This is a genomic window from Streptomyces sp. CB00455 (assembly GCF_001905445.1).
Lineage (GTDB): Bacteria > Actinomycetota > Actinomycetes > Streptomycetales > Streptomycetaceae > Streptomyces.
On sequence record NZ_LIVQ01000002.1, the window covers coordinates 758,718 to 778,856 of the forward strand.

The window sequence follows — 20,139 nt, forward strand, 5'->3', positions numbered from 1 at the left end:
CACGCCGTGGCCTACGCCGAGACGGAACCGCTGGTGGAAACGGTCTGCTGGAACAGCCACTCCGACTTCAGCTCCGCGTACCCCGGCTTGATCACTTCATTGATCATGGCCAGTCGTTCATCGAAAGGAATGAACGCGGACTTCATCGCATTGACGGTGAACCACTGCATGTCGTCCAGCGTGTAACCGAAGGTGTCGACCAGGTGCTCGAACTCGCGGCTCATGCTGGTCCCGCTCATCAGGCGGTTGTCGGTGTTGACCGTCAGCCTGAAGTGCAGCTTGCGCAGCAGGCCGATGGGGTGTTCGGCGTAGGAGAGCGCCGCGCCCGTCTGCAGGTTCGAGGTCGGGCACATCTCCAGGGGGATGCGCTTGTCCCGGACGTACGAAGCCAGGCGGCCCAGCGTGACCGAGCCGTCCGCGGCGACCTCGATGTCGTCGATGATCTTCACGCCGTGGCCGAGCCGGTCGGCGCCGCACCACTGCAGGGCCTGCCAGATCGACGGCAGGCCGAAGGCCTCGCCCGCGTGGATCGTGAAGTGGTTGTTCTCGCGCTTGAGGTACTCGAAGGCATCGAGGTGGCGGGTGGGGGGGAACCCGGCCTCGGCGCCGGCGATGTCGAAGCCGACCACGCCGTTGTCGCGGTAGCGGTTGGCCAGCTCCGCGATCTCCAGCGCGCGGGCGGCGTGGCGCATCGCGGTCAGCAGGGCGCCCACCCGGATGCGGTGGCCGTTGGCCTTCGCCCGGCGCTCGCCCTCGCGGAAGCCCTCGTTCACGGTCTCGACGACCTCTTCGAGGGTCAGGCCGGCTTCCAGGTGCTGCTCGGGGGCGTAGCGGATCTCGGCGTACACGACGCCGTCCTCGGCCAGGTCCTCGGCGCACTCGGCGGCCACCCTGAAGAGGGCCGCCTTCGTCTGCATGACCGCGCAGGTGTGCGCGAAGGTCTCCAGGTAGCGCGGGAGGGAACCGGAGTCGGCGGCTTCGCGGAACCAGATGCCGAGCTTGTCGGCGTCGGTCTCGGGGAGGTTCTCGTAGCCGGCCTCGCGGGCCAGCTCGATGATGGTCCCGGGGCGCAGTCCACCGTCGAGGTGATCGTGCAGCAGCACCTTGGGGGAGCGGCGGATCTGATCCGGGGTCGGCAGGTTGGGGGTCTCGCTCGTCATCTGGGCACTGTAGCTCCTACGCGCGTAGAGCGGGTGCCGGCCGCGAGCGTCGATATGTAACAGAGACCGCACGGACCCATGGCGTACACCCGGGTGTCTGAGACTGTTCCGCCATGGCACAGCATGCGCCGCCGGCGCGCGGGGCCCGCCTGGGGCGGGGAGCCGGCGCGAACGGCTCGGGATCGACGGTCAGTGGTGTGGTGCTCCTGCTTCCGGGGGCATCCAGATTCTCCCCCGGTCCGCTGCGTCCGCTCGCGCGGGCGCTGGCCCGGGCGGGCGGGGCGCAGGGGCTGGTCGCGCACCCCGTCGTCCACGGCGGCGCGGCGGCCCGCGAGGAGCAGGCGCGGTGGGCGGCGGACGAGGCGGTGCGGCGGTACGGGGACGTGCCCGTGTGCCTGGCCGGCTACGACGCGGGCGGGGTGGCCGCGCTGCGGGCGGCGGGGCACGACGCCGTGAACTCGGTCGTGGCGCTGGCCCCCTGTCTGGGGGAGGCGGCCCGCGAGGCCGCGCCCGAGCCGGTGACACAGCTGTCGGGGCGGCAGGTGCTGATCGTGCACGGCACGAACGACGCGCGCAGCGATCCCGAGGCGTCCTTCCGGCTCGCCGCGCGGGCGAAGAAGGCGAACCGCTCGACCTGCCGGTTCGAGGTGCACTCCGACGGGCACGGGCTGCGGGACCACCAGGCGGAAGTCGTCGCCCTGGCCGTCGATTTCGTCCTCGGGACGATGTTCTCGGGCCGGTACTCGCGGCCGGTGACGGACGCGCTCGCCGCTCCCCCGCCGCTGGGCCTGCGGATGCCGCTGGCCTCGGGCTTCGGCAGGTCGCCGCGGCGGTGACGGGCCGGTCCGGCCGCCCGCCTCCCCGGGGGCGGCCGGACGCCGGGAGCGGACCCGGCGGCCGGGCGTACAGTGAGATCGAGGACTCGGGGGACTCTTCCCCAGGAGGCGTTCGGCATGGCCGATCTGGTATGCAGGAACTTCGACGCGGCCGATGAGACGCGGCCGTTCCTGGCCGGCATGGGACGGCTCGACCTGCTGGAGACGGACGGCGGACAGGTCGGCCGCGCGGTGTTCGAGCCGGGCTGGAAGTGGTCGGAACACATCAAGCCGCTGGCCGGTACCGAGAGCTGCGAGTCCGCGCACACGGGGTACGTGGTGAGCGGCCGCATCAGGATCGTCATGGACGGCGGGGACGCCGTCGAGGCCGGTCCGGGCGACTTCATCCAGGCGGCTCCCGGGCACGACGCCTGGGTCCTGGGCGACGAGCCGTGCGTCGTACTGGACTGGACCGGCTACGGCGACTACGCCAGGCCGCCCTCGGGCTGAGGGATCCGGCGGGCGGGGCGGGCCTGGTGCAGCAGGCCCGCGGCCCGGTCCAGGGCGCGGGACAGGGAGCCCGGAGTGGCCGCGGCCGCCAGGACGTAGGCGTGGTGCAGCGCGCCCGTCGGGGCGCGGCGGACGGTGGCCCCCGGCGGGATCTGCAGCTGGACGCGGACCACGCCCGGTACGGCGCGGGCGGCCGCGAGCCCGGGGTGGACCCCGTCCAGGCGGCACCCGGGCGGGAAGTCCACGTACCGCAGCCCCGCATGGGCGGTGCGCGGGTGGCGCGCCGGCCCCGGCAGGCCCAGCCCCGCGGCGAGCGCGAGGGCGAGGACGTCGGTGCCGAGGGCGGTCCGCAGCAGGCGGCCGATCTCTTCCGCGCCGGGGCGGGCGTGGGCCTCGATGAGGCGGGGGCCGTGCGCGGTCAGGACCACCTCGGTGTGCGAGGGGCCGTCGTGGTGCCCGGCGAGGTCCAGGACGTCGCGGACCAGGGCCCGTACGTCCTGTGCGGTGGCCGGCGACAGGGCGACGGGCAGGTCGTGGCCGGTGGCCGTGAGACCGGGGCCGGCGCGCCGGCGGGTCCAGCCGAGGATGTGGTGGCGGCCCGCGCGGGAGAGCGAGGCGACGCCGAGCTCGGGCCCTTCGAGGTACTCCTCGACGAGGAGGTCGGTGACCTCGGGGTAGCAGCCGGCCAGGGCGCGCGCCCCGGCCTCGTCCAGGACGAGGCGCACGCCTTCGCCGTCGGCGCCGGCGCGGGGCTTGACCACGCAGGGGTAGCCGATGAGGGTGGCGATGAAGGGGAGGGTCTCGGCGCGGCCGCAGCGGGCGAAGGACACGGGCCGGCGGGGGTGCAGGGTGTTGGAGCGGGCGCGCAGGGCGGCCTTGTCCATGAGGGCGGTGACGGCGGCGCTGGGGGTGCCGGGCAGCCCCAGCTCCTCGTTGGCCCGGGCGGCGGCGAGCGCTCCGGCGGCGTCGAAGCCGAAGACGGCGGCGCGGCCGTGGCGCACCTCCTCCAGCCCGGCCACGGCCCCGACGAGGCGCCGGTGGTCGCGCCAGTCCGTCCGTACCTGCCGCTGCGCCCCCTCACGGCCGGATGACACCGAGGGGTCCGGCGCGACCACCACGGTGCGCGCCCCCGCACGGCGGGCGGCCGCCACCACGGCGGGTCGCGGGCTCAGCAGGACGGCGACGGCCCCCTGCGTTCCTCCGGGCGTCCGCTGCCCCATGCCGCGCTCCCCCCTCACGCCGTGCGCCCACTGTGCCCCGTCGGCATATGCCGGTCGCCGCCCGGCACGCGTCGTCTTGCCGCATTGCGGGAACACGAGGGGTGTACGAACGGACACAGCCCGGGACGAAAAGGCATATGCCAGTGCCAGCCGACCAAGCCGGAGAACTGACCCCCGCGGCGCGCCGCCTGTACGCGTACGCGGTCGAGCGGCACGCCTTCGACGCGGCCGAGGCCACCGCGGCCCTCGGGGTCCGGGCGGCCGCGGCGATCACCGAGCTGGCCGCCGCGCACCTGCTCCAGCGGGCGCCGGGCGGCTCCCCCGACCAGTGGTGCGCCGTCGCGCCCCGGGCGGCCGCCGCCCGGGCGCTGGCCCCGCTCGCGCTGCTCGTACGGGATACCCACGACGAGATGGACCGGCTGCGGGGACGGCTGGAGGGGCTGGTGCCGGCATACGAGGCGGGCGCCGCCCGCCGGGACCCGGGCGGCCGGGGCCACCTGGAGCTGGTCACCGAACTCGGGGCGGTACGTGACCTGATCGCGGAGCTGGTCGCGGCCTGCGAGCGGGAGCTGCTGACCTCGCAGCCGGGCGGGGGCCGCCCGCTGGAGACGCTGGAGGAGTCGATCGGGCGGGACGAGTCGCTGCTGGCGCGCGGGGTGCGGATGCGGACCATCTACCAGCACACGGCGCGCTATTCACGGCCGACGGCGGCCTACGTGGAGCGGGTGACGGCGCTGGGCGCGCAGGTGCGGACACTGGGCGACGGGCTGATGCGGATGCTGGTCTTCGACGAGCACACGGGCCTGATGGCGGTGCCGGGGCGCAGCGGGGCGGCGCTGGTGGTGCGCGAGCCGAATGTCGTGCACTTCATGACGGCGGCCTTCGAGCGGTCCTGGCTGGGGGCGGAGCCCTTCGGGGCGACGGTGGGCCCCGAGGCGGCGCGGTCGATCTCGGACGAGCTGCGGCAGACCATCGTCCGCCTGCTGTCGCAGGGGCTGGAGGACAAGGTGATCGCGCGCAGGCTCGGCATGTCGGAGCGGACCTGCCAGCGCCACATCGCGGAGATCATGCGGGCGGTGGGCGCCAAGTCCCGTTTCCAGGCGGGGTACTTGCTGTCCTCCCGCCCGGCCCCCGCCGACGGCGCCCGGACGCCTTAGGCCGGCGGCTCCAGTTCGGGGATCAGGCGGCCGCGCCGGGAGAGCAGGAAGCGTTTGAACTCCGCCACGGGCGGGGTGTCCGGGTGGCCGTCGAGCCAGGCGACGCCGATCTCGCGGACGGCGCGCGGGGCGGTGACCGTCAGCTCGACGACACCGGGGCGGGCGACGGCAGGGGGCGGCAGGAGGGCCACCCCGAGGCCCGCGGCGACCAGGCCGCGCAGGGTCTCGGCCTCTTCGCCCTCGAAGGCGACGCGCGGGGTGAATCCGGCCTCCGCGCACAGGTCGTCGGTGATGCGGCGCAGGCCGTAGCCGGGTTCCAGGGTGACGAAGGTTTCCTCGGCGGCTTCGGCGAGGCGGATGCGCTTGCGGCTCGCCAGGCGGTGGTCGTCGGGGACGACCAGGCGCAGGCGCTGCTCGTCGAGGCGGCGGGCGACCAGACCGGGGGCGACGGGCAGCGGCGAGGTGAGGCAGAGGTCGAGCTCACCGGCCCGCAGCCGCTCCAGCATGGCCTCGCCGTAGTTCTGCACGAGGGAGAAGCGCACGCGGGGGTGGTCGGCGCGGAAGGCGCGGATGAGGCCGGGCACCGTCTCGGAGCCCAGGGTGTGCAGGAAGCCGAAGGCGACCTTGCCGGAGGCCGGGTCGGCGTCCTGCCGGACGGACTCGGCGGCGCGGGCGATACCGTCCAGGGCCTGCTCGGCGGAGGCCAGGAAGGTGCGGCCGGCCGTGGTGAGGGCGACGGTGCGGCCGGTACGGGCGAACAGCGTGACGCCGAGGTCCTGTTCGAGGCGGACCACGGCCCGCGACAGGGTGGACTGCGGGACGCCCAGCTCGTGCGCGGCGCGGGTCACGTGCTCATGCCGGGCGACCGCCTCGAAGTAGGCGAGGCGCGGGGCCAGCAGACGTGTCACCGACACGTCTTCTTCGTAACGGTTCATCGACATGCGCCGCCTTGAGCTGTGCTGATGCGTGAGTGGATCGATTATCGCGAATCCGCGCATTGGACGCATCAAAAACCCGGGCCTACCTTCGGAGCATGCCTCCCGCTCATACCGGGGCACCCTCTCCCAGCTACCGCTGGGCGGTGCCCCCGACCCCGTGCGCCTCCACCCCTCCGTTCCCCACCGCGCCCGCCCAGGACCCCGCATCCGGTGGCCGGGAGCCCGGCCGTCCCGGCTACCGCCGCATGAGCCTCGCGCTCTTCGCCGCCGGGCTCGCCACTTTCGCCCTCCTCTACTCCACCCAGGCGCTGCTCCCCGCGATCTCCGAGGGCTTCGGGGTGACCGCGGGTCGGGCCAGCTGGACGGTGTCCGCGGCCACCGGCGCCCTCGCGCTGTTCGTGCTGCCGCTCAGCGCGCTGTCCGAGCGGTTCGGGCGCACCCGGATGATGACGTGGTCCATGGCCGTGGCTGTGGCCGTCGGCTTGCTGGTGCCGTTCGCGCCGAGCCTGGAGTGGCTGGTGGCCCTGCGGGCCGTCCAGGGCGCGGCGATCGCCGGGATCCCGGCCTCCGCGATGGCGTACCTGGCGGAGGAGGTCAAGCCGAAGGCCCTGGTCGGGGCGATCGGCCTGTTCGTGGCGGGGAATTCCATCGGCGGCATGAGCGGCCGTCTGGTCACGGGCTGGGCGGCGCAGCTGTGCGGCTGGCGGGCGGGCCTGCTGAGCGTGGGGCTGATGTCGCTGGTCTGCGCGGCGGCGTTCACGGTGCTGCTCCCCCGGGCTCGGTTCTTCCGCCCCGCGTCGCTGAACCCGCGCGCGGTGGGCCGCACGGTCGCCGGGCACCTGCGCGATCCGCTGCTGCTGAGGCTGTACGGGATCGGCGCGCTGTTCATGACCGTCTTCGGCGCCGTGTACACCGTCATCGGCTACCGGCTGGTGGACGAGCCCTTCTCGCTCCCGCAGGGCGTGATCGGGTCGGTCTTCCTGATCTACCTGGTCGGTACGGTCTCCTCCGCCGCGGCGGGCCGGCTGGTGGCCCGGATGGGGCGCCGGGGCGCCCTGTACCTGGCCGTGACCACCACGGCGCTGGGGCTGCTGCTCTCGCTGACGCAGTCCCTGGCCGCGATCCTGCTCGGTCTGGTCCTGATCACCGCGGGCTTCTTCGCGGGCCACGCGGTGGCCTCCGCCGCCGTGAGCCGGACGGCGAGGACGGGACGGGCGCAGGCCTCCGCGCTCTACCAGTCCGCCTACTACCTGGGCTCCAGCGCCGGCGGCACCCTGGGCGCCCTGGCCTACCACTGCGCGGGCTGGGCGGCGACGGTCGCCATCGCCCTGCTGGCCGTGCTCGGCGTCGTCTCGATCACGCTGTACGGCTCCCACACGGCCCGCACCGAGCGGCGGATGCCGGCTCGCGCGGCGACCGCGCGCTGAGGGGGCGTCAGGGTGCGGGAGGGGGTCGCCGCGCAGGACTCGCGGGGGCCCGGGGTCTTCGCGCTGCCGTTGTCAGACCCCTCGGGTAGTTTCCAGGTATCGGAACCAACTGGGGGACGACCGCCATGAGTGACCTCGCCACGACGCCGCCGGAGCAGGATCTGGACGCGGCGATGGACCGGTACCGGACCGAGCTCACCGGCTACTGCTACCGCATGCTCGGTTCGTCCTTCGACGCCGAGGACGCGGTGCAGGACACCTTCATCCGTGCCTGGCGCGGCTTCGACCGGTTCGAAGGCCGTTCCTCGCTGCGGTCGTGGCTGTACCGGATCGCGACCAACGTCTGCCTGGACCTGTTGAAGGCCGGGCAGAAGCGGGCCCGCCCCATGGACCTGACCGCCCCCCAGCACCAGGCCTCCGCCGTGCTGAGCGAGCGGCCCGAGGTGACGTGGCTGGAGCCGGTCCCCGACGGCCGGGTGCTGCCGCAGACGGCCGACCCGGCGGAGACGGCCCTCGCCAGGGAATCCGTACGCCTGGCCTTCGTCGCGGCCCTCCAGCACCTGCCGGCCAAGCAGCGCGCGGTGCTCATCCTGCGCGAGGTGCTGGCCTGGAAGGCCGACGAGGTCGCGGCGCTGCTGGAGACCACGGTGGCCTCGGTGAACAGCGCGCTCCAGCGGGCCCGGGCCACGCTCGGCACGCACCACATCCGCGAGAGCGACGCGGCGGACCCCCTGGACAGCGGCCAGGCCCGGCTGCTGGAGCAGTACCTCTCCGCCTTCGAGGCGTACGACATCTCGCGCCTGACCGCGCTCCTGCACGAGGACGCGGTGCTGTCGATGCCGCCGTTCGACCTGTGGCTCCAGGGGCACGAGGACATCGCGGCCTGGCACCTGAACCAGGGCATCGGCTGCAAGGGCTCGCGCCTGGTCCCGACGACGGCGAACGGCATGCCGGCCTTCGGTCAGTACCGGCCGGCGGCCTCCGGCACGGGGCACACCCCGTGGGCCCTGCAGGTCCTGGAGATCTCAGACGGGAAGATCGCCGGGCTCAATGCCTTCCTGGACACCGGGCGGTGGTTCCCGCTCTTCGGCCTCCCCGAGCAGCTCGACGAGGCCGGTGAGGTCCAGCAGGGCGCGTAAGGCCGGCGCGGCCCCGGTCACGGCGAGGCCCCGCCCGTACCCCCGGGCGGTGAGCCGGAGCCGGGCGAGGACCTCCACCGCGCCGAGTCCGGGGGCCGTGACGGCGCGGGCGTCGCACACGACGCCGGCGGCCCCGGCCTCGTAGAGCAGGGCGAGCCGCGCGCACAGCCGCGCGGCGTCCTGGGCGGTGGGGCCGGGGCCGGGCAGAGCGAGTCGAGTGATCGTCACGAAGGGGTGACTCCCCCGCCCGGCGCAACTCATCGGCGCGCCGGGCGATCCGCACGGCGGGGAGGTCCCGAGACGTCCGTCCCGGGGAGACGCGGGGCGCCGGGCGCGGGGCCCCGGTCCCCCGCCGGTCCCGGCATGCCGAACGGGACCGGCGGGGGTCCGCCGGTCCCGTTCACCCGAAGGGGGAGTCCCTCGACAGCCGCAGGTCAGGCGATGCGGTCCAGGACGATCGGCGTGGCGGAGAAGGCGGTGCCCGCCGGGGCGACGTCGTAGCAGCCCTCCAGCGAGGCGAGCGCGTACGCGAACTTCTCCGGGGTGTCGGTGTGCAGCGTCATCAGCGGCTGTCCGGCCGTGACGGTGTCGCCCGGCTTCGCGTGGAGCTCGATGCCGGCGCCCGCCTGCACCGGGTCCTCCTTGCGCGCGCGGCCGGCGCCGAGCCGCCAGGCGCCGACGCCCACCGCGTAGGCGTCCAGGCGGGTCAGGACGCCCGAGGCGGTGGCCGTGACCACGTGCTGCTCGCGCGCCACCGGCAGCGCCGCATCCGGGTCGCCGCCCTGGGCCGCGATCATCCGGCGCCAGTGGTCCATCGCGGAGCCGTCGGCCAGGGCCTTGGCCGGGTCGGCGTCCTTGATGCCGGCCGCGTCCAGCATTTCCCGGGCCAGCGCGATGGTCAGCTCGACCACGTCGGCCGGGCCCCCGCCCGCCAGGACCTCCACCGACTCGCGGACCTCCAGCGCGTTGCCGGCGGTCAGGCCGAGCGGCGTGGACATGTCCGTCAGGAGCGCGACCGTCTTGACGCCCGAGTCGGTGCCCAGGCCCACCATGGTGCGCGCCAGCTCGCGCGCGTCCTCGATGTTCTTCATGAAGGCGCCGGAGCCGACCTTCACGTCCAGCACGAGGGAACCGGTGCCTTCGGCGATCTTCTTCGACATGATCGAGGACGCGATGAGCGGGATGGCCTCGACCGTGCCCGTGACGTCGCGCAGGGCGTAGAGCTTCTTGTCCGCCGGGGCCAGGCCGTCGCCGGCCGCGCAGATGACGGCGCCCGTGGTGTCCAGGACGTGCAGCATCTCCTCGTTGGACAGCAGCGCGCGCCAGCCGGGGATGGACTCCAGCTTGTCCAAGGTGCCGCCGGTGTGGCCCAGGCCGCGGCCCGACAGCTGCGGTACGGCGGCGCCGCAGGCGGCGACGAGCGGGGCCAGCGGCAGGGTGATCTTGTCGCCGACGCCGCCGGTGGAGTGCTTGTCGGCGGTCGGGCGGGAGAGGGAGTCGAAGTTCATCCGCTCGCCGGAGGCGATCATCGCCGCGGTCCAGCGGGCGATCTCGGCGCGGTTCATCCCGTTCAGCAGGATGGCCATCGCCAGCGCCGACATCTGCTCGTCGGCGACGACACCGCGCGTGTACGCGTCGATGACCCAGTCGATCTGCTCGGGGCTCAGCTCGCCGCGGTCCCGCTTGGTCCGGATGACGGAGATGACGTCCATGAAGTGCTTCTTTCTACGCGCATAGAGAGAGGAATTGCGGAGGGGGAAGGGAAGACGACGGCCCTCCGCCCGGTAAGGGGCGAAGGGCCGTCGGCACGGCTATCTCAGGTGGTCGGGCCCGAAGGCCTGCGGCAGCATCGCCGCCAGCGGCAGGATCCCGTCCGGCGTCTCGACCAGCAGTTCGGGGCCGCCGAACTCGTACAGCAGCTGGCGGCAGCGGCCGCAGGGGACGAGGATCTCGCCCTTGCCGTCGACGCACGTGAAGTGCGTCAGGCGGCCGCCGCCCGTGGCATGGAGCGTGGAGACCAGCCCGCACTCGGCGCACAGCCCGAGTCCGTAGCTGGCGTTCTCCACGTTGCAGCCGGTCACGACGCGGCCGTCGTCCACGAGCGCCGCGACCCCGACCGGGAAGCCCGAGTACGGCGCGTACGCGTGGGACATGGCCGTCCGGGCCGCCGTCCGCAGCGCTTCCCAGTCCACGGAGCGGTCCGGGGCCGGGACCGGGGTCGGAGCCGTCACTTGCCCTGCCCCTTGCGGTACGGCAGACCGTCCGCCTTCGGCATCCGCAGGCGCTGCGCGGACAGCGCGAGCACGAGCAGTGTCGTCACGTACGGCGCGGCGTCCACGAACTGGCTCGGCACCGAGTCGGTGAGCGCGTACCAGACGAAGAGCAGGACGGCACAGAGCGCCGAGACACCGGCCTGGAGGTACTTCTTCTTGTACAGCTGCCAGACGCACACGAGCACCAGCACGATCGCGATCAGCAGCAGCATCGCGTGGACGTTCGTGGCGCCGCCGCGCAGCTTGAGGCTGTCGATGAAGCCGAAGAGTCCCGCGCCCAGCGCCATGCCGCCCGGCATCCAGTTACCGAAGATCATCGCGGCGAGACCGATGTAGCCGCGGCCGCCGGTCTGGCCCTCCTGGTAGATCGGGCTGGCCACGATCGAGAGGAACGCGCCGCCGAGGCCCGCCAGGGAGCCGGAGACGATCACGGCGATGTACTTGTACTTGTACACGTTGACGCCGAGGGACTCGGCGGCGGTGGGGTTCTCACCGCAGGAGCGCAGCCGCAGACCGAAGGTGGTCCGCCACAGCACCCACCAGGTGCCTGGGACCAGCAGCAGGGCGACGACCGTCAGCAGCGACAGCTCGGTGACCAGGCCGCCGATGACGCCGGCGAGGTCCGAGACGAAGAACCAGTGCTTGGCCTGGAGGTCGGCCATCCAGTCGGACAACCCTGGCACGGTGATCTTGTAGATCGGTTCGACCTGCGGGGACTGCTTCGAGGAGCCGCCCGGGGCGTCGGCGAAGGTGAAGTTCGACAGGTACTGGGTGAAGCCCAGCGCCAGGATGTTGACGGCCACACCGGAGACGATGTGGTTGACGTTGAAGGTGATCGTGATGATCGCGTGCAGCAGGCCGCCGATGGCGCCGCCGGCGATGCCGGCGAGGACACCGGTCCACGGACCCCACTGGTATCCGGCCCAGGCACCGAACCAGGTGCCGAGGATCATCATGCCTTCGAGGCCGATGTTGACGACGCCCGCGCGCTCGGCCCACAGGCCGCCGAGGCCGGCGAGGCCGATCGGCACGGCGAGCGAGAGGGCGCCGGAGACCTGGCCGGCCGAGGTCAGGTCGTTCGCGCCGCTGATCAGGCGGACCAGCGAGACCAGCGCGAGGCCGGCCGCGATGATCAGCATGATCCAGGGCAGGGTGAGCTTCTTGCGGCCGCCGGAGTTCTTCGGGGCGGCGGCCGTCGCGGAGACAGTGCTGGTGCTCACGCCGCGACCTCCTTGTCGGTCTTGATGGCGTGCCCGGCGGCCAGCTCTTCGCCGACCTTCTGCTGCTGGCGGCGGATCCCGTAGCGGCGGACGAGTTCGTAGGAGACGACCACCGCGATCACGATCAGGCCCTTCATGATCGTGCCGATCTCCTTCGCGTAACCGGCCTGGTCGAGCGAGGCCGAGGCCTTGTCGATGAAGGCCATCAGGAACGCGGCGAAGAGGATGCCGACCGGGCTGTTGCGGCCGAGCAGCGCGATGGTGATGCCGGTGAAGCCGACACCGACCGGGAAGGCCAGGTTGTAGGTGTGCGTCTCGCCCAGCAGCTGCGGCATGCCGGCGAGGCCGGCGACGGCGCCGGAGATGAGCATCGAGGTGATGATCATCTTCTTGGCGTCCACACCGGATGCCTGCGCGGCGGACTCGCTGGCGCCGGTGGCGCGCAGGTCGAAGCCGAAGCGGGTGCGGTTGAGCGCGAACCAGTAGACGACGCCGAGGGCGAAGGCCACGAAGGTGAAGCCGTAGATCTCCAGCCCGTCACCGAGGGACACGGCCGGGAACCAGCCCGACTCGGCGATGTCGCCGGTCGTCAGGTCGTTGGAGCCCTCCAGCTGGACGCCGAGGTTCTTGGTCAGCATCAGCCAGGCGATGAGGCTGGTCGCGATGGCGTTCAGCATGATCGTGGAGACGACCTCGCTCACGCCCCGCTTGGCCTTGAGGACACCGGCGATGCCGGCCCAGAAGGCACCGACGAGCATGGCGACGAGGATGATCAGCAACAGGTGCAGCGGACCGGGCAGGGCCACGGCCGCGCCGACCACGGCGGACAGCATCGCCGCGAGGCGGTACTGGCCGTCGACGCCGATGTTGAAGAGGTTCATCCGGAAGCCGATGGCCACGGCCAGTGCGGCGAGGTAGTACGTGCCGGCCTGGTTCACGATGAGGACCTGGACGTCCTCGTAGCCGGCGTTCTCCACCATGAGCCGCAGCGGCTCGATCGGGTCGATGCCCGTGGCGGCCAGTACTGCCATGGTGAGCAGGAAGGCGGTGACCAGCGCCAGGGCGGGTCCGGCGATGCCGAGGAGCAGCCGGTCCTTGTCGAGTTTCTTCATCGGGCCTCGTCCTCCGGTGCGTCGGTACCGGGTCGGGTACCAGCGGCGGAGTGGTTGTCGGTTGCTTCCAGGTGCCCGGAGGCGGCGCCCGTCATGGCGGTGCCGAGCTCCTCCGGGGTGACGGTCGCGGGGTCGGCGTCCGCGACCAGGCGGCCGCGGTAGATCACCCGCAGGGTGTCGGACAGGCCGATGAGCTCGTCCAGGTCCGCCGAGATGAGCAGGACCGCCAGGCCCTCGCGGCGGGCTTCGCGGATCGCGTCCCAGATCTGCGCCTGCGCACCGACGTCCACACCGCGGGTGGGGTGGGCGGCGATGAGGAACTTCGGGTTGTGGCTCATCTCGCGGCCGACGATCAGCTTCTGCTGGTTGCCGCCGGAGAGCGAGGCGGCGGTGACCTCGATGCCGGGCGTGCGGACGTCGTACTCGCGCACGATCCGCTCGGTGTCCTTGCGGGCGGCCTTCGGGTCGAGGATGCCGCGCTTGGAGTTGGGGGCCTCGGTGACGTGGCCGAGGATGCGGTTCTCCCACAGCGGGGATTCCAGCAGCAGGCCGTGCCGGTGACGGTCCTCGGGGATGTACCCGATGCCGCCCTCGCGCCGCTTGCGGACCGGGGACTTGGTGATGTCCGTGCCGTCGAGGGTGATCACGCCCGCGTCGGCGGCGCTCATGCCCATGAGGGCCTCGATCAGCTCGGTCTGGCCGTTGCCCTCGACGCCGGCGATGCCGAGGATCTCGCCCTTGTGGATGGTGAAGCTGACGTCGTCCAGCAGGAGGCGGCCGGCCTCGACCTTCTCGTGGAGGGTCGAGTCCTCGGTGACCGTGGGCCGCAGGGTCTCCGGCTCGACCGCGACGACGCCGGCCGCCGAGACCGTCAGGCCGGACACCGTGAGCATCGGGACGTCGGTCACGGTCGACTCGCGGGTCTCCGGCGAGGGCAGTTCCGCACCGACCATCAGCTCGGCGAGCTGCTTGGTGGTCGCGGTCCGCGGGTCGGCGGTGCCCACCGTGGTGCCGCGCCGGATGACGGTGATGTCGTCGGCGACCTTCAGCACCTCGCCCAGCTTGTGGGAGATGAAGATGACGGTCAGGCCCTCGGCCTTGAGCTCGCGCAGGTTGTCGAAGAGCGCGTCCACTTCCTGCGGCACGAGCACGGCGGTCGGCTCGTCGAGGATGAGGATCTTCGCACCGCGGTAGAGGACCTTGAGGATCTCCACGCGCTGGCGGTCGGCGACACCGAGGTCCTCGACCAGGGCGTCGGGGCGGACCCCGAGGCCGTAGGCGTCCGAGATCTCCTTGATCTTCCTGCGGGCCTTGGCGCCGATGCCGTGGAGCTTCTCGCCGCCGAGGACCACGTTCTCCAGGACGGTGAGGTTGTCGGCGAGCATGAAGTGCTGGTGCACCATGCCGATGCCGCGGGCGATGGCGTCGCCGGGGCTGCTGAAGGAGACCTGTTCCCCGTCGATGGCGATGGTCCCCTCGTCCGGCTTCTGCATGCCGTAGAGGATCTTCATCAGGGTCGACTTGCCGGCGCCGTTCTCGCCGATCAAGGCATGGACCGTGCCCTTGCGGACGGTGATCGCGATGTCCTTGTTGGCGACGACGCCGGGGAAGCGCTTGGTGATGCCGTGCAGTTCTACGGCGGGGGGCGGGCTGGACGCGTTGATGACGCACTCTCCTTGGCGCGGAAGGAGCGGAGGCAGGGGGGACAGGGCGGGGAGTGAAAGTATCGCGTCCACGATGCTTCTACGCGCGTAGCACTGTCAGAAGTGAAAACTCGCGGCCATGAGGCCACTTGGTCAAGAACGAGTGATCACAGGAGCCCCCGGACGGGGTCCGGGGGAGTGGCGAGGGGCCCGGGGGGCGGTAGAGACCGCCGCCCGGACCCCGGAGACCACGACTGACTGTCAGACGGGCCTTACGGCGCGGTCTTGACGGTGATCTTCTTGGCGATGATCTCGGCCTTGGCCTTGTCCACCGCGGCGATGACGTCGGCCATCTTCTTGTACTCGGGGTTGGAGTCGGCCAGGCCGACGCCGTCCTTGTCGAGGCCGTAGCGGACCTCGCCGGTCTCGGGCTTGCCGTCCTTGACCGACTTGATCAGGTTGAAGACGGAGTCGGAGACGTCCTTGGTGACCGAGGTCAGGATGTGCTCCTTGTACTTCGACAGACCGGCCTGGTTGTACTGGTCGGAGTCGACGCCGATGGCCCACTTGCCCTTGGCGGAGACGGCCTCGATGGCACCGGAACCGGCCAGACCGGCCGCGGCGTACACCACGTCGGCGCCGGCGTCGATCTGACCCTGCGCGGCGGCCTTGCCGAGGTCGGGCTTGGAGAAACCGTCGAAGTTCGGCGGCTGGGTCAGGTACTGGGACAGCACCTTGGCGTTCGGGTTGGTGTCCTTGACGCCCTGGGCGAAGCCCGCCTCGAACTTCTTGATCAGCGGAACCTCGACACCGCCGATGAAGCCGACCGTGCCGGTCTTGGAGACCTTGGCGGCGGCGACGCCGGCCAGGTAGGAGCCCTGCTCCTCGCTGAAGACGAGGTTGGCGATGTTCGCACCGGTCACCGACGTGTCGTCGATGATGCCGAAGGTGGTGTCCGGGAACTTCGGCGCGACCTTCTTGATGGCGGGCGCGTAGGAAAAGCCGACACCGATGACCGGGTTGTTGCCCTTGCGGGCGAGCTCGGTGAGGCGCTGGACCTTGTCGGCCTCGCCCTCGCCGTCGGTGGGCTCCGCCTCGGCGGTCTTGATCTTGAGGTCCGTCTTGGCCTTCTCAAGACCCGCGAAGGCGGCGTCGTTGAACGACTGGTCGCCGCGGCCACCGATGTCGTACGCGATGGCGGCGCTGGCTTCCTTGGTGTCGGAAGATCCGGTGTCAGACGACTTCTTACCGCCACAGGCGGTGGCCGAGAGGGCCAGCGCCGCGGACGCGATGCCCACGGTGGCGATCCTGGTGATCCGGCGCAAGGGGAGGCTCCTTCAAAACCTGACCGAAGCGCCACGACCGGCGCTGGTTTCGCGGCGATCGTAACGCGCGTAGATGTCAGTTAAAGGCCCGTTCATGAGTCGTTATCGGATCGTCGCGAACCGGACAGTGACCGATCGGTAACTGCTGCTGTGCCCGGCCCTTGTGTACCAAGGGCCGGGCACGTCCGCGGGGAGAGGCGGCCGGTGGCGCGGGGACTTGCGCGCTTACTGGCGGGCACCACCGTTACGCCGCCCGTCCAGCAGGGCCGCGGCCGTGAAGAACTCCACGCCGAAGGCGATCGCGGACTCGTCCACGTCGAAGTCGCCGCGGTGCAGGTCGCGCTTGGCGGTGTCTCCGGGAGCGCGGACCCCCAGGCGGGCCATGGCGCCGGGGACGTGCTCCAGGTACCAGGAGAAGTCCTCGCCGCCCAGGCTCTGCTCGGTGTCCTCGACGGACTCGGAGCCGCAGCGGGCCGACATGGCCTCCCGGAGCAGTTCGGTGACCGCGGGGTCGTTGACCACGGGGGGCACTCCGCGCACGTGGTTGATCTCGAACTTGGCCCCGTGCATGGTCGCGACCTCGTCGATCGCCGCGTGGATCATGTCCGGGGCGTCGTGCCAGGCGTTCAGGTCCAGGCAGCGGACGGTTCCGGACAGCTCCGCGTGCATCGGGATCACGTTGCAGGCGTGGCCGGTCTCGATGCGCCCCCAGGTGACCGACATGCCCGAGCGGGCGTCCATCCGGCGGGCCAGCAGGGCCGGGACGTCGACGGCCACCCGGGCGGCGGCCGTCACCAGGTCGGTGGTCAGGTGCGGGCGCGCGGTGTGCCCGCCGGGGCCGGAGAGGCTGACCTCCAGCCGGTCGCAGGCCGAGGTGATGGGGCCGGGCCGCAGCCCGATCCGGCCGGCGTCGACCCGGGGGTCGCAGTGCACGGCGACGATCTTCCCCACGCCGTCCAGGACGCCCGACTCGATGGCGTCGGTCGCCCCGCCCGGGAGGACCTCCTCGGCGGGCTGGAACAGCAGCCGCACGGGCCGGGGCAGCAGACCCTGCCGGTGGAGCTCCGCGAGGACCAGGCCCGCCCCCAGGACGACGGTGGTGTGCACGTCGTGGCCGCAGGCGTGGGCGCGGTCCGGGAAGGTCGAGCGGTAGGACACGTGCGTCTTGGCATCGGGGATGGGCAGGGCGTCGATGTCCGCGCGCAGGGCCAGCATGGGCCGGGCCCCGTCCCACTCCCCCACGTCACAGATCAGGCCCGTGCCGGACTTCAGCACCCGTGGTCGCAGGCCGGCTTTCTCCAGTCGGGCCTTGATCGCCGCCGTGGTCCGGAACTCCTGGTGTCCGAGCTCCGGGTGCATGTGCAGATCCCGGCGGAAGGCGATCAGTTCGGCGCGCAGGTGGTCCGGAACCGTGCCGGGCAGCTCGGGCCGGCCGGTCGCGGCGGGCTGGGCGGTCTGGGACTCGCGGGACATCAACTGGTTCACCTGTTGAAGGGTAGGCGTACCGGCGGCCCAACTGGCTGGGGATCACAAAAAGTTCATGCCGTTAGGGGAAGGAAACCCGGCCTCTGGAGGCATGAGGGGAGACGGGCGGGGGTAAACTCGCGCGCTCATCCGGCCGCGGGAGCCGCCTGTACGGAAAGTCTGCGCACATCGCGGGCGGTGTCGGTGACCCCCGCGAGGAAGGTGCGGGCGCGCGGCGACGCGGAGCCGGTGAGCCAGGCGGGTGCCACGTCGCAGACGGCGACGGTGACGCCGGTGCCGGTCAGCGCGTACGGCAGGGTGTGGACGACGGTGGAGGGGAAGCTGACGATCGTCCGGCCGATCGGCCCGCGCCGTGCGATCAGCTCCAAGGGCAGGTCCGGCCGTACGATCTCCAGCCCGGCCGCCTCGCTCAGCGCGCGCAGCTTCTCCGGGGACTCCCGGCGGTGTGCGAAGTAGCGGGTGGCGCCGTGCTCCCGGGTCAGGGCGCGTACGGCGTCCAGGTAGCGGCCCGGGTCGACCACCCCCGTCTCCACGAGCGAGGTGCCCACCAGGTCCGTGCCCCTGGTCAGGCGCGGCGGGCCGAAGCGGGCCCGGGTCCAGGCGAAGTCGTTGGTCCGGAGCGTCATCGCGCCGTGGACGGTGACCGGCATCGAGGTGAACACCTCGACGCTGCGGTCGGCGCCCGCGGCCGGGAGGAAGCGGCGCCGCGCGGTCGCCGAGACAGGCGCGTAGGCCAGCTCGCGCAGCCGGCCGGGCAGTCCTTGGCCGCCGACGCGGTGCCAGCGCACGAGCCGCTCGCCGCGGGCGGTCTGGGCGGCGAACTCCATGGTGGCGGTGCCGTCGTCGACGACGACGAGCTCGTCTGCGCGCACCAGGGTGAGCAGCAGCTGGACGTAGCGGGAGAAGGGGTCGCCGACGACGACCGTGCGCGCCGCGCGCACGTCACCGGCGAGGGCGGTGAGTGCCTTCAGCGGCGCCAGTCCGCCGCCGCGGGCCTCCTGCCAGCGGACCTCGTGCCCCTCGTCCCGGGCGAGCGCGGCCATCCGGCGCAGCTGGCCGCGGGACATGGGGTCGGTGGGCGGCAGGACGACGATCCGCACCGGCTGCGCGGCCGCGCGGCCGGCGCCTGCGGACCGGGGGCCGGTGGCGCCGCCGTGCCCGGAGCCGGGGCCGGTGGCGGGGCCCGGCTCGGATCCGGGGCCCGGCTCGGATCCGGGGCCGGCTGCGGGCCGCGGGGCGGTCGTGCGGCGGTGCTGGCGCGGGAGGCCGTCCAGCAGCGGGCTGCGCGGCGCGGGGCTGTGCGCGTACGCCCACTCCAGCACGTTCAGGAGCTGGACCGGACTCTCGACGAACGCCAGCGTGGAGGCTGAAGGGGTCACCACGTACTCCTCGGGGTGGGCGGGAGTGCAGGTCAGACGGCGGCGAGCTCGCCCTGGAAGCGGCGGAGCTTCTTCATGGGCCCCAGCTCGGAGTCGTAGACCCGCTTGACGCCGTCGCCGAGGGCGGCCTCGATGGTGCGGATGTCGCGGACCAGGCGGGCCAGGCCCCCGGGCTCCACGGAGGCGGCCTGGTCGGAGCCCCACATCGCGCGGTCGAGGGTGATGTGGCGCTCGACGAAGGTGGCGCCGAGGGCGACGGCGGCGAGGGTCGTCTGCAGGCCCGTCTCGTGGCCGGAGTAGCCGATCGGGACGTTGGGGTACTCCTCCCGCAGCGTGTCGATCACCCGCAGGTTGAGCTCCTCGGCCTTGGCCGGGTACGTCGACGTCGCGTGGCACAGGAGGATGTTGTCGCTGCCGAGCACCTCGACCGCGTGCCGGATCTGGCGCGGCGTGGACATGCCGGTGGACAGGACGACCGTGCGGCCGGTGGCGCGCAGGGTGCGCAGCAGTTCGTCGTCGGTGAGGCAGGCGGAGGCCACCTTGTGGGCGGGGACGTCGAACCTCTCCAGGAAGGCGACGGCCTCGGTGTCCCACGGGGAGGCGAACCAGTCGATGCCGCGCTGGGCGCAGTGGTCGTCGATGGCGCGGTACTCGTCCTCGCCGAACTCGACCCGGTGGCGGTAGTCGATGTAGGTCATCCGGCCCCAGGGGGTGTCGCGTTCGATGTCCCACTGGTCGCGCGGCGTGCAGATCTCGGGGGTGCGCTTCTGGAACTTCACGGCGTCGCAGCCCGCCTCGGCCGCGGCGTCGATCAGGGCGAAGGCGGTGGCCAGGTCCCCGTTGTGGTTGATGCCGATCTCGCCGACGACGTAGACGGGGTGGCCGGGGCCCGCCGTGCGCTGTCCGAAGGTGCGCAGGCGGGTGCGGGGAGAGGCGGTCATGGCAGGTGACGTCCTTCGGTGCGGGGGTGCCGGGCAGGCGCGGGGCGCGGAGGGTGTGAGGTGCGGCTGGTCCGCGCGGGATGCGGGCGGTGCCTGGGGTGCTTGGAGTGCCTGAGGTGGCTGGGGTGTTTGAGGTGGCTGGAGTGCCTGGGGTGCCTGGGGTCTTCGGGGAGTGGGCTGCGGGTCGGGGTGCACGTCGAGCAGGGGGGCGAGGAGGCGGGCGCGTTGCAGGTCGTGCGGGTCGTCGATCTCCAGGACCCGCGCGGGGTCGGTGGGGACGGGCAGGACGCGTCCGAAGAAGCGGTGGCGGGCGGTGCGGAAGCCGGCGCTGTCCATGGCGTAGGCGGCGCCGGTCTCCAGCAGGTCCTGGGGACGGTCCTGGCGCCGGGGGCGGT

At 72.5% G+C, this 20,139-nt stretch carries 18 protein-coding genes; 5 read left to right on the forward strand and 13 right to left on the reverse strand.

What is annotated here, in order from left to right; translation table 11 throughout:
• Nucleotides 1–11 precede the first annotated feature (11 nt).
• Nucleotides 12–1,160 carry an adenosine deaminase gene (locus tag AMK16_RS10875; protein ID WP_073912527.1) on the reverse strand — a complete coding sequence of 383 codons (1,149 nt, stop codon included), beginning with the start codon at nt 1,158–1,160 and terminating at the stop codon, nt 12–14.
• A gap of 113 nt (nt 1,161–1,273) precedes the next feature.
• Here AMK16_RS10875 and AMK16_RS10880 point away from each other — a divergent pair, with 113 nt between their 5' ends.
• Both AMK16_RS10880 and AMK16_RS10885 read left to right on the forward strand, forming a co-directional pair.
• Complete coding sequence (locus tag AMK16_RS10880) at nt 1,274–1,996, forward strand: alpha/beta hydrolase (protein WP_073912530.1); 723 nt, start codon at nt 1,274–1,276, stop codon at nt 1,994–1,996.
• Nucleotides 1,997–2,113: 117 nt separating this feature from the next.
• Nucleotides 2,114–2,485 carry a cupin domain-containing protein gene (locus AMK16_RS10885; RefSeq protein ID WP_073912533.1) on the forward strand — a complete coding sequence of 124 codons (372 nt, stop codon included), beginning with the start codon at nt 2,114–2,116 and terminating at the stop codon, nt 2,483–2,485.
• Here the strand turns inward: AMK16_RS10885 and AMK16_RS10890 are convergent.
• Nucleotides 2,461–3,705 (reverse strand): ATP-grasp domain-containing protein, encoded by a 1,245-nt coding sequence (locus AMK16_RS10890; protein WP_073912536.1) that lies wholly within the window; start codon nt 3,703–3,705, stop codon nt 2,461–2,463. The two genes, AMK16_RS10885 and AMK16_RS10890, sit on opposite strands and share 25 nt — an antisense overlap.
• Nucleotides 3,706–3,848: 143 nt before the next feature.
• Here AMK16_RS10890 and AMK16_RS10895 point away from each other — a divergent pair, with 143 nt between their 5' ends.
• Complete coding sequence (locus AMK16_RS10895) at nt 3,849–4,862, forward strand: helix-turn-helix domain-containing protein (RefSeq protein ID WP_242438679.1); 1,014 nt, start codon at nt 3,849–3,851, stop codon at nt 4,860–4,862.
• Here the strand turns inward: AMK16_RS10895 and AMK16_RS10900 are convergent.
• A complete protein-coding gene (locus AMK16_RS10900; RefSeq protein WP_073913640.1) occupies nt 4,859–5,797 on the reverse strand; it encodes a LysR family transcriptional regulator in 939 nt (312 codons plus the stop codon). The two genes, AMK16_RS10895 and AMK16_RS10900, sit on opposite strands and share 4 nt — an antisense overlap.
• A 98-nt stretch (nt 5,798–5,895) precedes the next feature.
• Here AMK16_RS10900 and AMK16_RS10905 point away from each other — a divergent pair, with 98 nt between their 5' ends.
• Nucleotides 5,896–7,227: an MFS transporter gene (locus tag AMK16_RS10905; RefSeq protein WP_073912544.1), complete on the forward strand. Its 1,332-nt coding sequence runs from the start codon at nt 5,896–5,898 to the stop codon at nt 7,225–7,227.
• A gap of 125 nt (nt 7,228–7,352) precedes the next feature.
• Entirely contained in the window at nt 7,353–8,366 is a 1,014-nt protein-coding gene (locus AMK16_RS10910) for a sigma-70 family RNA polymerase sigma factor (RefSeq protein WP_073912548.1), read from the forward strand.
• On the opposite strand, the gene AMK16_RS10915 is transcribed toward AMK16_RS10910, so the two are convergent.
• From AMK16_RS10915 to AMK16_RS37120, 10 genes are all read right to left on the reverse strand, one after another.
• Complete coding sequence (locus AMK16_RS10915) at nt 8,253–8,594, reverse strand: STAS domain-containing protein (protein ID WP_073912552.1); 342 nt, start codon at nt 8,592–8,594, stop codon at nt 8,253–8,255. The genes AMK16_RS10910 and AMK16_RS10915 overlap by 114 nt on opposite strands.
• Before the next feature lie 206 nt (nt 8,595–8,800).
• Nucleotides 8,801–10,078 carry a thymidine phosphorylase gene (locus AMK16_RS10920; protein ID WP_073912555.1) on the reverse strand — a complete coding sequence of 426 codons (1,278 nt, stop codon included), beginning with the start codon at nt 10,076–10,078 and terminating at the stop codon, nt 8,801–8,803.
• A gap of 99 nt (nt 10,079–10,177) precedes the next feature.
• Nucleotides 10,178–10,597 carry a cytidine deaminase gene (locus AMK16_RS10925; RefSeq protein WP_073912559.1) on the reverse strand — a complete coding sequence of 140 codons (420 nt, stop codon included), beginning with the start codon at nt 10,595–10,597 and terminating at the stop codon, nt 10,178–10,180.
• Complete coding sequence (locus AMK16_RS10930) at nt 10,594–11,859, reverse strand: ABC transporter permease (RefSeq protein ID WP_073912563.1); 1,266 nt, start codon at nt 11,857–11,859, stop codon at nt 10,594–10,596. The genes AMK16_RS10925 and AMK16_RS10930 overlap by 4 nt, the downstream gene beginning before the upstream one ends.
• Entirely contained in the window at nt 11,856–12,971 is a 1,116-nt protein-coding gene (locus AMK16_RS10935; RefSeq protein ID WP_073912566.1) for an ABC transporter permease, read from the reverse strand. Before AMK16_RS10935 ends, AMK16_RS10930 begins: the two co-directional genes overlap by 4 nt.
• Nucleotides 12,968–14,635, reverse strand: coding sequence for an ABC transporter ATP-binding protein (locus AMK16_RS10940; RefSeq protein WP_073913643.1), 1,668 nt, complete (start codon nt 14,633–14,635; stop codon nt 12,968–12,970). Before AMK16_RS10940 ends, AMK16_RS10935 begins: the two co-directional genes overlap by 4 nt.
• A gap of 251 nt (nt 14,636–14,886) precedes the next feature.
• Nucleotides 14,887–15,939 carry a BMP family lipoprotein gene (locus AMK16_RS10945; RefSeq protein WP_073912569.1) on the reverse strand — a complete coding sequence of 351 codons (1,053 nt, stop codon included), beginning with the start codon at nt 15,937–15,939 and terminating at the stop codon, nt 14,887–14,889.
• Nucleotides 15,940–16,164: 225 nt separating this feature from the next.
• Entirely contained in the window at nt 16,165–17,412 is a 1,248-nt protein-coding gene (locus tag AMK16_RS10950) for an amidohydrolase (protein WP_073912572.1), read from the reverse strand.
• 137 nt (nt 17,413–17,549) lie between these two features.
• Nucleotides 17,550–18,803 carry a hypothetical protein gene (locus tag AMK16_RS10955; RefSeq protein WP_073912574.1) on the reverse strand — a complete coding sequence of 418 codons (1,254 nt, stop codon included), beginning with the start codon at nt 18,801–18,803 and terminating at the stop codon, nt 17,550–17,552.
• Nucleotides 18,804–18,835: 32 nt separating this feature from the next.
• Complete coding sequence (locus tag AMK16_RS37120; protein ID WP_073913647.1) at nt 18,836–19,744, reverse strand: N-acetylneuraminate synthase family protein; 909 nt, start codon at nt 19,742–19,744, stop codon at nt 18,836–18,838.
• Nucleotides 19,745–20,139: the final 395 nt, after the last annotated feature.